This window comes from Chloroflexaceae bacterium, from assembly GCA_025057155.1.
In the GTDB taxonomy this organism is placed as follows: domain Bacteria; phylum Chloroflexota; class Chloroflexia; order Chloroflexales; family Chloroflexaceae; genus JACAEO01.
Window position 1 is genome coordinate 223,443 of sequence record JANWYD010000007.1, and the last position, 14,352, is coordinate 237,794.

The 14,352-nt window shown below is 65.7% G+C and carries 12 protein-coding genes and 2 tRNA genes; 4 read left to right on the forward strand and 10 right to left on the reverse strand.

The window, feature by feature from the left end; all coding sequences use genetic code 11:
* The first annotated feature begins 424 nt into the window (after positions 1-424).
* Positions 425-1,210, forward strand: coding sequence for a class I SAM-dependent methyltransferase (locus NZU74_08135; GenBank protein ID MCS6881289.1), 786 nt, complete (start codon positions 425-427; stop codon positions 1,208-1,210).
* A gap of 136 nt (positions 1,211-1,346) precedes the next feature.
* Here the strand turns inward: NZU74_08135 and NZU74_08140 are convergent.
* The 4 genes from NZU74_08140 to NZU74_08155 all read right to left on the reverse strand — a co-directional run bounded on the left by NZU74_08140 (position 1,347) and on the right by NZU74_08155 (position 3,346).
* A tRNA-Ala gene (locus NZU74_08140) sits at positions 1,347-1,422 on the reverse strand.
* Positions 1,423-1,654: 232 nt separating this feature from the next.
* Positions 1,655-1,731 (reverse strand) — tRNA-Ile (locus tag NZU74_08145).
* 47 nt (positions 1,732-1,778) lie between these two features.
* Positions 1,779-2,093, reverse strand: coding sequence for a hypothetical protein (locus NZU74_08150; GenBank protein MCS6881290.1), 315 nt, complete (start codon positions 2,091-2,093; stop codon positions 1,779-1,781).
* A 257-nt stretch (positions 2,094-2,350) separates the two neighbouring features.
* Positions 2,351-3,346 carry an oxidoreductase gene (locus NZU74_08155; GenBank protein ID MCS6881291.1) on the reverse strand — a complete coding sequence of 332 codons (996 nt, stop codon included), beginning with the start codon at positions 3,344-3,346 and terminating at the stop codon, positions 2,351-2,353.
* An 82-nt stretch (positions 3,347-3,428) separates the two neighbouring features.
* On the opposite strand from NZU74_08155, the gene NZU74_08160 reads away from it, so the two are divergent.
* The 3 genes from NZU74_08160 (at position 3,429) to NZU74_08170 (ending at position 6,727) form a co-directional block, all read left to right on the forward strand.
* Entirely contained in the window at positions 3,429-4,196 is a 768-nt protein-coding gene (locus NZU74_08160; protein ID MCS6881292.1) for a VOC family protein, read from the forward strand.
* Positions 4,197-4,342: 146 nt separating this feature from the next.
* Positions 4,343-5,362 (forward strand): inositol monophosphatase, encoded by a 1,020-nt coding sequence (locus tag NZU74_08165; GenBank protein MCS6881293.1) that lies wholly within the window; start codon positions 4,343-4,345, stop codon positions 5,360-5,362.
* A 6-nt stretch (positions 5,363-5,368) separates the two neighbouring features.
* Entirely contained in the window at positions 5,369-6,727 is a 1,359-nt protein-coding gene (locus tag NZU74_08170; protein MCS6881294.1) for a hypothetical protein, read from the forward strand.
* Here NZU74_08170 and NZU74_08175 read toward each other — a convergent pair.
* The 6 genes from NZU74_08175 to NZU74_08200 all read right to left on the reverse strand — a co-directional run bounded on the left by NZU74_08175 (position 6,720) and on the right by NZU74_08200 (position 14,038).
* Positions 6,720-7,556, reverse strand: a complete 837-nt coding sequence (locus NZU74_08175; GenBank protein MCS6881295.1) for a phosphonoacetaldehyde hydrolase — start codon at positions 7,554-7,556, stop codon at positions 6,720-6,722. The two genes, NZU74_08170 and NZU74_08175, sit on opposite strands and share 8 nt — an antisense overlap.
* A gap of 196 nt (positions 7,557-7,752) precedes the next feature.
* Complete coding sequence (locus tag NZU74_08180) at positions 7,753-9,015, reverse strand: PAS domain S-box protein (protein MCS6881296.1); 1,263 nt, start codon at positions 9,013-9,015, stop codon at positions 7,753-7,755.
* Between the two features lie 461 nt (positions 9,016-9,476).
* The gene (locus tag NZU74_08185; protein ID MCS6881297.1) at positions 9,477-11,174 is read right to left on the reverse strand and encodes a putative 2-aminoethylphosphonate ABC transporter permease subunit; all 1,698 of its coding nucleotides are present in this window, start codon (positions 11,172-11,174) and stop codon (positions 9,477-9,479) included.
* Between the two features lie 298 nt (positions 11,175-11,472).
* Positions 11,473-12,543, reverse strand: coding sequence for a putative 2-aminoethylphosphonate ABC transporter ATP-binding protein (locus NZU74_08190; protein MCS6881298.1), 1,071 nt, complete (start codon positions 12,541-12,543; stop codon positions 11,473-11,475).
* An 84-nt stretch (positions 12,544-12,627) separates the two neighbouring features.
* Positions 12,628-13,695, reverse strand: coding sequence for a putative 2-aminoethylphosphonate ABC transporter substrate-binding protein (locus tag NZU74_08195; protein MCS6881299.1), 1,068 nt, complete (start codon positions 13,693-13,695; stop codon positions 12,628-12,630).
* Between the two features lie 169 nt (positions 13,696-13,864).
* Positions 13,865-14,038 carry a hypothetical protein gene (locus tag NZU74_08200; protein MCS6881300.1) on the reverse strand — a complete coding sequence of 58 codons (174 nt, stop codon included), beginning with the start codon at positions 14,036-14,038 and terminating at the stop codon, positions 13,865-13,867.
* Between the last annotated feature and the right edge of the window lie 314 nt (positions 14,039-14,352).

Below are 14,352 nucleotides of genomic sequence, written 5' to 3' on the forward strand. Positions count from 1 at the left end.
TTTGTTGGTTGTGGCGGCTATGCTGCCACAACCAACGCAAAACCCGGGGGATTGGGTTCTCAGGTGCAGGGTTTTTCTGGCCCATGCTCGCGTCGCATGCACCATCCGGGGCATCGGGACGCCCAGCTCCACCCTCTCCTGCGCGCGGGAGAGGGGGGCGGGGGGTGGGGATCGTAAGCGCATAGGAATGCCGAAAACCGCTTCTCGCTCGAAAAACCCTACTAAAGTCGGCCGTCCGCCTGTGCCGACGGCGGCATCCACGCCGGTGGACGCCCGGCGATTCGCCTGCCAGATGCAACTTCAGTCGCCAACCGCGTAACCCGAAGCGCCGTGTGGGTAATGCACAGGACCATGCGGGGAGACGGGGAAACCTGGCGCCCATACCTCCCGCCAACAGGCTATGCTCACATCAATACACCATCCGATGAGCACCGACCTCCTTTCAACTCCGCTATTCGCCGCCGTGCAACGCAGCGCCGAAGCCGACGGCAAGGCCGCCTACTTCCGTCTGCATCGCCACCGTTTTGCAGCCATGCTGCGGGCGATGGGCGACATCGGCGGCGCGGAGGTGCTGGAAGTGGGCGTCACCCCCGGGCAGTTCACCGAGTTGCTCGTCGGCGCGGGCGCTCGCGTTCGCGGCGTTGACCTTGATCCCGAACGGCGACAGGCGCTCTGGCAACGTCTCGGCGTCGAGGTGCGCCGCGCCAACCTGGAACGCGAGCCGCTGCCCTTCGCCGACGCCTGCGTTGACTGGGTGGTCTTCTCCGAAGTGCTCGAGCACCTGCTCTACTCGCCGCTGCCCGTACTGCGCGAGTTCTGGCGGGTGCTGCGTCCCGGCGGGCGCTTGCTTATCACTACGCCGAACGAACTGTACCTCAAGAGCCGCCTGCGCACCATTCTGCGCGCCGCCCTCTGGCTCAGCCTGAGCACCCGCGACGAGTTCCGCCAGCAGATGCTGCTGGAGGGCGAGGCGCGCTACACCACCCACGCCCGCACCTACACCATGGGCGAGTTGACCTGGCTGGTGCAGCAGGCGGGCTTCCGCGTCATCCAGCGCCGCTTCGAGGCCCCCTGGGAGCGGGTGGGCCTCGAAGCGACCCGCCTGCGCACCGCCCCCCTCCGCGTGCTGGCCAAGGGCCTCTTCGCCGCCGCCACCGCTGCCGTCCCGCCGACGCGTTCGATGTTGCTGGTGGTGGGGCAGAGACCGTAGCCGCAAGGTCCGCCACCTTCTACGGCGCCCGCCCTGCCAGGTGAGCCGGCTATCCCTCGAACAACCTCGTTCCTGACGGCAGCCAGAACGGGATAAAAATAACGCGGAATCTCGGAAGAGATTCCGCGTTCCAATCTGGTGGAGCGAAGGGGATTCGAACCCCTGACCTCCTGCTTGCAAAGCAGGCGCTCTCCCAACTAAGCTACCGCCCCGAGTCTCAGACTAGTCTTGGCGCCAGGCAACCCCAATAGTTCCTCCACGGTTTTACAACCAGTTTGTGGAGGTGTAGAGGTGTGGAGATGCGAAGGTGAGGGCCAGACCATCAAGCTCTTCTGCGACGTGCCTGAGGTCATTCACGATCAATGGTTAGCCGGCGCCCTGATCAGCGAAAAGGCAAAAGGTAAAAGTGTGCGTCACCTTTCACCCTTTGCCTTTGCCAGACCCTGGTGGGCGTAGGTGGACTCGAACCACCGACCTCGATCTTATCAGGATCGCGCTCTAACCGGCTGAGCTATACGCCCCTGCACCACTGCCGAGTATAGCACACGGCAGGGGGGGTGTCAAATCCTTAGTCCGTCTCCAGTTCAGCCTGCAGAGCGTTAATGGCGATGCGCACCTGGCGCGCCCGCTCTTCGAGGGTGGCGACCATAGCCCGCGCAGCGGACAACCGCGCGGCGCGCGCCCCCGCGACGGCGCCTGCCGGCACCTGTTCGGCCTCCAGGCGCTGAACCGATTGCCGGGCCAGTTCGATGCTTGGCGTGAGCGAGGCGAGTCGCTGGCTAAGTTGCGCGACCCGGCTGTGGAAGAAGCTCTCGGTCATAGGCTGATAGTTCTCCCCTCCATTGAGCGGCCCCATCATCAGGTGATGATGGGGCCATGTCACGCTCCTGTGCAATGAGTGATGGCGCTGGCGCGATCCTGGATTGTAGGTTGCGGATTGAGCGTATATCTGGATATGCCTGGCGTCATGCTCCTTCTTGCGCCAGCGTCATGAAATGCATTGCTTATAGTATACCACAATCATCCGCCTTTTGCACAGGTTGCGAACAGGAAAATGGTGCGAAAGGTGTTCAAAGAGGGGGGGGTCTGGGAGGGCCTGGCCCTCCCAGACCCTGCGGGGAACCCGACGTTCCCTATTCTTCATGCGTTCACATCCACCACGATGCGCCCGCGCACCTGGCCCTGGGTGATGGTCTCGCTGTACTCCGGCACGGCCGACATCGGAATCACCTGGGTGAGCCGATCAATCAGCTCGCCGGGGAGGTCGCGGGCGATGCGCGCCCAGGCTTCACGGCGCTGTTCGGGGGGGACCATCACCGACTCGACGCCAATAAGTTGCACGCCCCGCAGGATGAAGGGGAAGACCGAGGTGGTAAATTCGGCCCCGCCGGCGTTGCCGCAGGCCGCCACGACGCCGTAGTAGGCCACTGAGCGGAAGATGCCCCCCAGCACCGCGCCGCCTACCGTGTCCACCGCTCCGGCCCAGCGTTCGCTCTCCAACGGGCGGCCTGGCGCGGTCAGCACGGCGCGGTCAATCACCGAGGCGGCCCCCAGGCTCTTGAGATACTCTTCTTCCTGGAGCCGCCCGGTGGCGGCTACTACCTGATAGCCAGCGCGGGCCAGCAGGGCCACGGCCACGCTGCCCACGCCCCCCGCGGCGCCCGTCACCAGCACTTCGCGCCCGCCGGGCCGCACCCCGTGACGCTCCAGCGCCTGCACGCATAGCATGGCGGTAAAGCCGGCTGTGCCGATGGCCATGGCCTGGCGCAGGCTCATCCCCTCCGGCAGCGGCACCAGCCAGTCGGCCTTGACCCGGTTGAGCTGGCTGTAGCCGCCCCAGTGCCGCTCGCCAACCCCCCAGCCGGTCAGCACCACCTGGTCGCCCGGCTTGTACTGCGGCGAAGCTGACTCGACCACCGTGCCGGCGAAGTCAATGCCCGGAGCCATGGGCGTTGAACGCAGGATCTTGCCCTTCCCCGTAACCGCCAGCCCGTCCTTGAAGTTCAGCGTTGAGTACGCGACCCGCACCAGCACCTCGCCAGGCGGAAGGTCGCTCACCGGCACGTCACGCACCTCGACGCGGCGCGACCCGCCGCTCTCGTCCACCACCAGGGCGCGAAAGGTCTCGTCGCTCATGTTGTCCTCCTTGACACGTTGCTGGATTATAATAGAGCCGTGTCGCTTTGCCAACTTCGCCAGATTGGGATGGAGCAAGCCCATGATACGAGGAATCGACCACGTCGTGATCCTGGTGACGGACCTCGCGCAGGCGGTGCGGGACTACGAGGCCCTGGGCTTCCGGGTGGCGCCGGGCGGCGCCCATAGCGATGGAGCGACCCACAACGCGCTGATTGGCTTTGCCGACGGCACCTATCTGGAGTTGCTGGCCTTCGTGCGGGAGGCGCCCGAGCATCGCTGGTGGCGCCACGTCGCCGCGGGCGAGGGCCTGATCGAGTTCGCCCTGCTGGCCGGCGAGATCGAGGCCGCCGTGGCCGGGGCGGCGGCGCGGGGGCTGCACCTCGATGGCCCCTTCAGCGGCGGGCGCGAGCGGCCCGATGGCGTCCACATCCACTGGCAGAGCGCCTTCCCCGTTGCACCTGAGTTGCCGTTCCTCTGCGGCGATGTGACGCCCCGCGATCTGCGCGTGCCCCACGGCGAGGATTGCCACCATCCCAATGGCATTACTGGCATTGGTCGCATGAGCGTGGCCGTAACCGACATCGACAGCAGCGCCGCCCTCTACGCCGAGTTGCTCGGCCACGGGCCGACGATGGAGCCGGGGCGCCGTATCTTCAAACTGGGACCGCATCACGTCGCCCTCCAGGCCCCCGGCGCCGAGCTGGCCGACCATGTGCTGATCGAGGCGCGACTGGCCACCCGCGGACCGGGCATCGCCGGCCTGGTGCTGCGCCGCGACCATATGCCGGGCGAGCCGCAACCCCTTGATCCCGCCCTGACCCACGGCGCGGCCATTGCCGTCGCGTAAGGGGGCCTCGGCTGTTCTGGCCAGTGGAGGTGTGGAGCTGTGGAGCTGTGGAGCTGGATCTTTAAGTTTATGATAAAAGATCTGAAAACACCTCTACACCTCTACACCTCCACACCTCCACACTTCTTGCCGGACCAGACGCGCCTATGATCCCCGACCGCAACGCGCTGCTCGACCTGCTGCTGGCCCTTCAGGCGCGGATCCGCGACGCGGTGGTCGCGGCGTGCGAACGCCAGGCCATCGCCGATCTCTCGGGCGTGGCCGAAGATGAGGCTCAGGGCGACACGATCTACGCTGTTGACCGCGTGGGCGAGGCGACGCTGCTGGCCTTCTTCGCCGAACATGTGGCCCCGCGCTGGCCGCTGGTGTTGATCGCCGAGGGTCTGCCCGCCGGCCAGATCACCCTCCCTGAAGGTCTGCCCGAAACCGAGGCGCTGATCCGGGTGATCGTTGACCCGATTGACGGCACCCGCGGCCTGATGTACCAGAAACGCTCCGCCTGGTCCCTGGCCGGGGCAGCGCCCAACCTGGGGCCGGCGACGCGACTGAGCGACATCGAAATCGCCGCGCAGACCGAGATCCCCCTGGTGAAACAACACCTTTGCGACGTGCTCTGGGCTGTAAGGGGCGAGCCGGTCCACGCCGTGCGGGTCAACCGTCTCAGCGGGGAACGGAGCCCGCTGCACCTGCGGCCCTCCGCCGCGCCGAGCATCGCCCACGGCTTCGCCACCATCAGCCGTTTCTTCCCCGGCGCGCGCGATGAACTGGCCGCGATTGACGAGGCGGTGGTCCGGGCGACCCTTGGCCCGCCCCGGCCCGGCAAGGCCCACTGCTTCGAGGATCAATATATCTGCACCGGCGGGCAGCTCTACGAACTGATTGCCGGCCACGACCGCTTCGTGGCCGACCTTCGCCCCCTCCTCGAGCGCCACCTGGCGACCCGCGGCGAGAGCCTGGGGATCTGCTGCCACCCCTACGACATCTGTACCGCCCTGATTGCCCGCCAGGCAGGCGTGTTGCTCACCGATGAGCGCGGAGGCGAACTTGATCCGCCCCTGGTCGTTGATGCCGACGTCGCCTGGATCGGCTACGCCAACCCCGCCATTCGCGCCCAGGTCGAACCGGCGCTGCTGGGAGAACTGCGCCGCCGCGGGCTGATTGGTTGAGCGACGATGCCCACGGCATTCGACCACTTCATCACCGTGGCGCGCGGGCTGCGCGGCGACTTCTTCGACCCGCACCGGCCCATTATCGCCGCCCGCGCCCCTGGCTGGGTGGACCTGCTCGGCGGCGCGGCGGCGCCCGCCGGGGCGCTGGCCCTGGGCTGGCCCCTGGGAGTGATCGCCTGTGTCGCCGCGCAGCCCGACCCGGCGCCACGCATCGTGGTTCGCGACGAGGCCGGAGAGACCGCCACCCTGCCCCTTGCCAATCTGGTGGACGGCGAGGGCGCCCCGCGGCCCTACGCCGAGGTGAGCGCGCTACTCGCCAGGCGCCCGCCGCACCTGCGGCTCATCGGCGCGGTCTGGCTGGCGCTAATGCGCGAGGAGTTCATGCGCTTCCCGGAGGGCGCGCGGCTGCTGGTGCGCCCTCACCACGGCCCCGGCGCGACCATCAGCCTGCTGGCGGCGATGGCCCAGGCCCTGGTCGCGCTGGCCGGCGCGCGCCTGGCCCCGCGCGAACTGGGGCTGACCTGCCAGACCGCCCTTGGGCGAGTGGTGCATCCGGACCATTCTCACAGCGCCCTGGGGGCGCTGGTCAGCGTATGCGCCCCGGCCAGCGCCCTGCTGCTGTTGCATCCGCAGCCGGCGTGGATCTGGGGCTACCTGCACCTGCCGCCGGGAACGGCGATCTGGGCCGTGCGCGTGGGCGAGGGGCCGGGTCCGGGCGCGCCGGCCTTTACCCGCGTCGCCACGGCAATGGCCTACCGCCTGGCCGCCGAGGCCGAGGATCTGACTCTCGCCGATGCTGACGCCCGCTGGCAGGGCTATCTGGCTAACATCGGCCCTGACCGCTTCGAGCGCCACCTGCGCGACCTGCTGCCTGCCAGCCTGCGCGGACGCACCTTTCGCGCCCGCTACGGGCCGCTCCCCGGACTGGCGCTCGACCCTGCGCGGAGCTACCCGGTGCGGGCCAGCGCGGCCCTGGCAGTGGACGAGCACCTGCGCGGGCGGCTGGCGCTCGCGCTGCTGCGGGCCGCGGCAAGCAAGGATCAACGCGACGATGACCTGATGCTGGTGGGCGAACTGATGCTGCGCTCACACTGGGCGCAGCGGGCAGCGGGCTACGGCGACGCGCACGCCGACCAGCTGGTCAGCCGCGTGTATGGAACGGGCCTGGCGCGGGGGCTGTACGGCGCGCGGGCCGCTGTGGCCGAGAGCGGCGCAACCATAGCGGCGCTGGGGCGCGTCGAGGCCGAAGGCGCGTTGCGGAGCATCGCCGAACGCTATGCCGCCGAGGTCAACCTGCCGGTGACGCTTTACGGGGGAAGCATCTCCGGGTGCGCTGTAGCGGGAGAGCGGCGGATTACGTGAGCGGCGTCTCGCCCCGGTGCAGGCGGGCCTCAAGCGCATCAATCGCACCTGGCAGATCCCGGACCCCTTCGATCACCAGGTGCGCGCCGGCAGCCAGAAGTTGCCCCCCGATGCGCGCGTGGGCATCGGCGCGCTCCTGCGGGGTCAGGGCGGCCACCTCCGCGGCGGTCAAGCCCAGCGGGCTGCCAGTCAGGGTCACGCCCACCGTCCACATGCCGGCGTTCAGCCCCTCTTCCATATCCACCGGCGTATCGCCGACCTTGACCAGAGCGGCCATGGGGTAGACGCCCAGGCGCATAGCGTTCAGGAAACACATCCAGGGAGCAGGGCGTCCGGCGGGAACGTCGTCGGAGCACACCAGGCAATCGGGGGCGTAGCCCCGCACAGCGGCGGCGGGGGCGAGCACGTCCATCATGCTGCGCAGGTAGCCGGTGGTCGAGCCGATCTTGAGGCCGCGCTCACGCAACTCCGCCAGGGCCTCGAGCAGGCCGGGGATGGGATCGGCGTAGTCCGCCAGGACCGCCAGTTGCAAAGGCACGAAGCGGGCGAACAGGTCCTTGATGTCCCCCGCGGTCGGCGACGCCCCGTGAACGGACTCCCAGGCCGCGGCGACCGCCGGGCGGGCCAGGATGGCCCGCAGGTGTTCCTTCTTCATCAGGCCCATGCCGGCGCGCGCATCCTCGACGGTGATCGGCACTCCCCGTTCGGCGAACAAGCGCACGAAGACGGCGGTCGGGGCGAACGAGCCGTGGTCCACGGCGGTTCCCGCCCAGTCGAGGATGACGGCCCGAATGGGGCCGCGGTAGGGGCGGTGGGTGATGGTGGTCATGACTGGCTCCTGTGCGGTCCAGCCGCATGAGCTTGAGGTGAGTGCGGGTGATTCCTCATTCTCCCCCAGCCCCCTGCTTCTCCACCCCGGGTGGAGAAGCAGGGAGCGCCGAGTGCTGCGAGGGGGGGAGGGGGAGGAGCGGCGCCCTCGAAAGGCGGGGAAACCCGGTTTCCCCGCCCCCGCATCCGAAGTGGCGTCAGCCTCGCCTGTGTCCCGCCCCATTCAGCCTGTGCGCGCCCAGCCCGTCCAGCGCCTCGGCGATGCCGCTCTGGAGCGTGCTGCGGGTAATGATCCCGCTCAGATCGACCCCCAGGGTGACCAGAGTCTGGGCTACTTCAGGGCGGATACCGGTGAGGATCACCTGCGCGCCAAGCAGTTTGACCGCCTGCGCTGCGCGGATCAGGGCGTTTGCCACCTGGGTGTCAATCACCGGCACCCCGGTAATGTCAATGATCGCGGTGCTGGCGTGCTGCTCGGCAACCCCGGCGAGCAGCGTTTCCACCACCAGTTGCGCGCGGTTGCTGTCAACGCTGCCAATCAGGGGCATGGCAACGACCCCCTCGGCAATCGGGATGAGCGGGGTCGAAAGCTCGCGCAGCGCGGCCTGCTGGGCCCGAATGACCAGCTCCTGCAACTCCTGGCGCTCCTGTTCGCGCCGCTGCTCCTCGGTGAGATCGCGTACAAAGCTGATAAACACGTTCGACCCATCCGGTCCATCGAGCCGGTAGGACACGGTGCCCACGGGAACAACACTGCCATCGCTCCGCCTGTAGCGGGTTGCAAGGCGCACCACGCCTCGCTCGATGAGTTGCTGGAAATGGATCTGCACTTTTTCCGGCTCTTCGGCAACGAGACCGGGGCCAAAGGCGCCGATCAGGTCGTTCGCGCCGCGCAGGGCATGCATGGCCGGATTGGCGTAGATATAGTACCCCTGCGCGTCGGCAATCACGATCCCATCCGGTGCTCGTTCAACCAGATTCTTGAATATGTGCAACTCGGCTTCGCGCTGCTGTTCTACACTGATGTCGCGGATGATTGATGCGTAGGCGAACGGGTTGCCCTCGCCATCGCGAAGCAGCACGGCCGAGATCTCGGCCGGAAAGCGCCGTCCGTGCCGGTCCTGCTGCTCGACTGTACCGCGCCAGAAGCCCTGCGCGGCGATCTCCTGGCTGATCGTCTCAAGGCGGGCCAGAGACTCTGGCGGGTAGAAAACGCGCCAATCCACGCCGATAATCTCATCCCCATACCCGAAAAGCTTGCGGTAGGCAGGATTGGCGTAGGTTATTCGCCCATCGCTCCCCGAAATCCCGATAGCATCCGGGGCATGTTCGAAAAGAGTTTCAAAAATGCGGAGTCGCTGTTGCTGCTGTTGGAATGTAGCATCATCAATGGATGCGTTGGCCTGAGGCGCCGGCGTTGCGCCGGGAGAGCGAGGGTCGTTGGAGGACGTAGCGGGCATCGTCGGTTCGCTCCTCTGTTCGCAGATACACGCCTGGCATGCGTGGACGCGACTTTTGATGAGCGCATCCACAGAACCAGGCCGGTTTATCAGGTGCCGATGTCGTTAAAACGTTCGCTGAAGATGAGGGATCCTGCTGGAGTCCGCAAAAGCGAGTGGTTTAGTCGGGTTTCTGGAAGCCATAGCCCTTCGAGATCTTCCTTTGAAAGAGTATCATGGAGGCATTCCTGGAGCAGGCATTCTGAGGATGGTTCACTCTAACGGTCGCTCTCGTTCGATAATCCTGCGAAAGCGTTTTATCCGAATTGTAGATAGCGTTCATCTGGCGCCGGTCGGTCTAACGCCGTCATCAAAGTGTAAGGCGAATCCATACCGGTATATTACCACCGGCGGTGGCAAACCTCGCTCTCCCCGACCGGCCCGGGTCGGCATCGGGCGCACTGCGAGGCGCGCGGCGCGGATCAGCGCGCCTTCCACGCCTGGGCGCGCCGGGCGATGCCGCGGGTGGCGAGGTCGTAAAGCAGGCGCACCCCCACACTGGTGAGGATCACCAGCACCGACATGGCCGCGGCCGCAGCGGTGTCGCCAGCGTCGTCCATGTTAACGATGGCGACTGAAGCCAGTTTCAGGGCCGGCGAGTAGAGAAACACAACCGCCGAGACGGTCACCATGGCGTTGACAAAGTAGTACATCGCCATTTCGAGCATAGCCGGCAGGCTGAGGGGTACGGTAACCTTCCAGAAGGTGCGGTAGAAGGGCGCCGCCAGCGAGGCGGACACCGCCTCGAACTCCGGATCGAGTTGCTTCAGAGCTGTGACGGCGGTCATGAAGCTGACGGTGTAGAAGTGGACAATGTTCGACAGCACCAGAATGGCCATGGTGCCATACATAAAGGCGAACGGATTGGGAAAGGTCAGGCCGCCGATCCGCCATTCCAGCGGATTGAAGAAGAAAATGTAGGCCAGACCAATTACCATGCCCGGCAATGCTACCGGAAGCATCGAGAAAAAGTACGCCGCTGACCGCGCCGTTTTTAAGGGTGTTGTTTTCTCAATCAGATATGCGCTGATGAAGGTAATCGCCGTGCCCACTATGGCGGTGTACAACGACATGCGCACGCTGTTCCAGAACGCGCTGTAGCCGCCGCCCCCCACCCGCGAAAAGTCGAAGTGTTTGAGGCTCAGGGTGAGGTTGTAGGGCCACAACTCAACCAGCGCCGCCAGAAAAACCGTGGCGATTACCGCGAACACGGCCAGGGTCAGCAGCAGGCAATAGACGAACGCCGCGCGGTCCATCCAGGGGCGCGGGCGCGGCTGGAACGGCGCCGAGCGCGCCGACAGCGCTGCGGCCTGCCGGCGCTGAACGATGCGGTCCGCCAGAAAGGCGATCGCGGTGGGAATGAGCAGTAGGATGCTGATCGTCGCGCCCATCTCGAAATTTTGCTGGCCAATGACCTGTTTGTAGATGTCGGTCGCCAGCACATTGTAGTTGCCCCCCACTACTTTGGGGACGCCGAAATCGGTCAGCACCAGGGTGAAGGTGACGAAGATGGCGCTGACCAGACCGAAGCGCATACTCGGCAGGGTTACGGTGAGGAAGGTGCGCAGCGGCGACGCGCTGAGCGACTCGCTGGCCTCGTAGAGACGCGCGTCGGCCAGGCTTGCCGCAACCAGCAGGATCATGACGGCCTGGGGAAAGACGTAGAGCAGTTCGCCCAGCACGATCCCGGTAAAACCGTAGAGTTGAATGTCCCAGCCGGGGATAAGGCCGCCGAAGCCGGTAGTGACCAGCCCCTTGCGCCCAAACAGGTAGACCAGGCCAATGCCGTGGGCCAGGGGCGGCACGTAGAGCGGCAGCATGGCCGCCAGCAGGAAGGCGCGTTTCCCCGGCATGCACGTGCGCGTCAGGGCGTAGGCATACCCGAAGGCCAGGGCCACTGCCAGGATCATCGTAGTCAACGACACGCTCAGGCTGTTGGTGAAGGAGATCGCCAGCGCTGGCGTGCCAAAATAGCGCTGATAGTTGGCCAGCCCGACCCAGTTGCCTTCCTGGTCTGAAAAGCTGCGCTGCACCAGCGGCACAAGCGGCAACACGACCCCGATGAGCAGCCATGCCAGCACCAGCAGGATCAGGATGCGCTTGAGATGCTCTTCTTTCATTGCGGTTGCAGGTGGCTGCCCCCTCCCAGAAACCCTCTCTTTCACCCCGTCGGGGAGGCAAGGAAACCGGGTTTCCGCGCCCCTGCTCGCCGGGAGGGTTCGGGAGGGCAGCGCCCTTGCAGGAACACCCTCTATCCTCCTCAGGGAGGGGCGCGGGGAAGCAAAGCCTCGCCGCAACCTCTGACTCCGCCCTCGGCGGGCGCGCGCCCCGACGAAACCCGGACCGGTCTGCCGCCACGGGCAGCGCCAGCGGATCGCAGAGGGCTGCGCCCTCCGCACCTCCCCGCCGGGCGAAAACTCACGAACTGGCCGGGTAGACCCGCAGGTGCCGCGGCGGCAACTCGACGGGGATCGTCATGCCCGCGCTGATGGACGCCTCGGAGGAGTGTTCCGGCGGCATATAGGCAATTATCGGCGCTTCCTGGCCCAGACGCAGGTGCAGGCGGTAGAACGGCCCGATAAACTCGATTTCCTCTACCCGCGCCCGGAGCACGTTGACGGCCTGCCCATTACGCGCCACCTGCACCTGTTCGGGGCGGATCGCCAGCGTCACCGGCTGACCGGCGGGCTGATCGAGGCCATGGTCCAGTTCCAGGTCGGTATCCTGGAACCTCACCCGGTGGTCGCCGCACGCCACTGCCGGCAAGAAATTCATCAACCCCACGAAATCGGCCACGAAGGGCGTCGCCGGCTGGTGGTAGATAACCTCGGGTTCGCCCACCTGCACGATCCGGCCCCGCTCCATGACCACCACCCGGTCGGCCATGGTCAGGGCCTCTTCCTGGTCGTGGCTGACCATTACGGTAGTAATGCCAAGCTGCCGTTGCAGGCGGGCAATCTCGATGCGCAGGTTGGCGCGCACCCGCGCGTCCAGCGCCGAGAGCGGCTCGTCGAGCAGGAGCAGGCCGGGAGAAATCGCCAGGGCGCGCGCCAGCGCGACGCGCTGCTGTTGCCCGCCGCTCAGTTGCGCAGGGTAGCGGGAAGCGTACTCTGACAGGCCCACCAGTTCCAGCATCTCCGCCACACGGGCGCGGATCTTCGCGCGGGGTTCACGGCGGTTCTCCAGGCCGTAGGCAACGTTTTGAAAGACGGTAAGGTTGGGAAACAGAGCATACGATTGAAAGACGATGCCGAAATTGCGCCTGGACGGGGGCAGGCGCGTCACGTCCTGCCCGGCCTGGATGACGCGCCCGGAGGTCGGTTCTTCCAATCCGGCAATGATCCGCAGCAGTGTGGTTTTGCCGCACCCGCTCGGCCCCAGCAAGAAGACGAATTCCCCCTCGCCAATCTCAAGGGTGACATCATCGAGGGCTACGGTGCGGTCGAAGCGCTTGCTGACGCGGTCAATCTGTAAGTAAGCGTGTGCCATGCCGGTTGAGACCATCTCTGGCAAAGGATGTTTCCGGGAGGGCGCGAACCCTCCCGGACCCTGCGCGCAACCTGGAGGGTTGCCCTACTTCGGCTCAGACTTGGTATCGTAGCGCCGCATCCACTCCGTCAGGATGCGCTCGCGATTGGCGGCGGCCCAGTTGAAGTCGTTGGGGATCAACTGTTTGATCGGGTCGGGCGGGTAGCCTTCCGGCACACCCACTGTGGTTTCGGCGGCCGTGATGGGGTAACTGGCGGCGTATTTGACCATCACCTCATCACTGATCGCCCAGTCGAGGAAGGTGCGAGCCGCAGGCTTGATGCTGGCCTTCTTGATCAGGGCATTGGCCTCGATGTCCCAGCCCGAGCCTTCGGTGGGAAAGACCGCCTCAATAGGCTGGCCCTCAGCCTTCTGCTTGATAGCGCGGTAGTCGAACGAGATGCCGATCACCGTCTCGCCGGCGCCGGCCATCTTGCAGGGTTTGGAACCGGAGTGGGTGTAGGCGGCGATGTTCTCGTGCAGGGCGTCAAGGTATTTCCAGCCTTCCTCTTCGCCTTTCATTTGCAGAATGGCCGAGACCGACAGGTACCCCGTGCCGGAAGAGTTGGGGTTGGGCATCACAATCATACCGCGGTATACCGGGTTGGTCAGATCCTCCCAGCTCGCGGGCATGGGCAGGCCCTTGGCGGCCAGCTCGACGGTGTTGACGCAGAAGGCCGAGAACCAGGCGTCAATCCCCACCCAGTGGGGCGGATTGGCGCTGTCGCGGAAGTTGGCGCGGATCTTCTCCAGGCCGGCGGGAGCGTAGGGTTCGAGCATCTGCTGCTGATCGGCCAGCAACAGACTGGAAGCGGCCAGGCCCCACACCACATCGGCCTGCGGATTATCCTTCTCGGCCAGCAGCCGGGCGGTAATCACGCCGGTCGAGTCGCGCACGATGTTGACCTTGATGTTGGGATACTTCTCATTGAAGAGCGGCAGATACACGGCAATCTGATCGTCTTCGAGGGCCGTATACACGGTAATTTCGCCCGACGTGGCATCGCTCGCCGCGCCGCCACCGCTGGCGCCGCCGCCGCCGGCGCCGCCGCCGCCACACGCCGAAAGTAGCACGCCGAACACCAGCACCAGCAACCCGAGGCTCCTGAGCATACCCCTCTCCTTCCAGGCACAGCGGTTCCGCGGGGACAGGCATGAATGTAGTTGGATGCAGGTATTACCCTAGCGCCAGAAGGTTAAGTGAGTATAAAATAAATATTAAGTAAAAACTAAATTCGGGTGAGTAACCACAGGTTGATGCTGAACAAGGCTGCTCTCTTTGTCATGCACTACCCCATGCGTCGGGCCACAGCAACGCAGCCTCCAACCGCCCGATGTGATAGCGCAGAACCAGACAGTCGCAGCTCCGCTCAGGCTCCAGCGTCGCCGTGCGTTCCTGAAGCCTCGCCAGCAGGCTCGCTGGCGTAGCGCGCTGCGCCTCGATGAGCGCGCGCATCGCCGAGGGGCCATCTTGCCGGGCAAATAGAGCCTGGCCGGAAACTCCAGGCCGAAGTCGCGCCGCTGAGCGGCTGACGAACCATCGGCATGGCGACCATCTCTGGAGTATGGGACTGCTCGATCGTTTGAGTATGTGAGGCTTATCACTGTATAATACAGCCGCCCGCAGCGGGGTTTGGCAGTGGCCAGACCGTCCGATAAAGAGCTTGTTCGCCGGTTCCAGCATTGTAGCTGCCAGAACCAGCCCCCGAACGGTCACCCGCAAACAGCCGCGCAGCGAAACCATGTCTAACGGGACGCACCAAAGCGCCG

Coding starts and splice junctions, on each gene's coding strand:
- NZU74_08165 (MCS6881293.1), top strand. CDS start 4,343: ATGATCCCCGACCGCAACGCGCTGCTCGACCTGCTGCTGGCCCTTCAG.
- NZU74_08200 (MCS6881300.1), bottom strand. CDS start 14,038: ATGCGCGCGCTCATCGAGGCGCAGCGCGCTACGCCAGCGAGCCTGCTG.
- NZU74_08175 (MCS6881295.1), bottom strand. CDS start 7,556: ATGACCACCATCACCCACCGCCCCTACCGCGGCCCCATTCGGGCCGTC.
- NZU74_08135 (MCS6881289.1), top strand. CDS start 425: ATGAGCACCGACCTCCTTTCAACTCCGCTATTCGCCGCCGTGCAACGC.
- NZU74_08160 (MCS6881292.1), top strand. CDS start 3,429: ATGATACGAGGAATCGACCACGTCGTGATCCTGGTGACGGACCTCGCG.
- NZU74_08185 (MCS6881297.1), bottom strand. CDS start 11,174: ATGAAAGAAGAGCATCTCAAGCGCATCCTGATCCTGCTGGTGCTGGCA.
- NZU74_08155 (MCS6881291.1), bottom strand. CDS start 3,346: ATGAGCGACGAGACCTTTCGCGCCCTGGTGGTGGACGAGAGCGGCGGG.
- NZU74_08190 (MCS6881298.1), bottom strand. CDS start 12,543: ATGGCACACGCTTACTTACAGATTGACCGCGTCAGCAAGCGCTTCGAC.
- NZU74_08195 (MCS6881299.1), bottom strand. CDS start 13,695: ATGCTCAGGAGCCTCGGGTTGCTGGTGCTGGTGTTCGGCGTGCTACTT.
- NZU74_08170 (MCS6881294.1), top strand. CDS start 5,369: ATGCCCACGGCATTCGACCACTTCATCACCGTGGCGCGCGGGCTGCGC.
- NZU74_08180 (MCS6881296.1), bottom strand. CDS start 9,015: ATGCCCGCTACGTCCTCCAACGACCCTCGCTCTCCCGGCGCAACGCCG.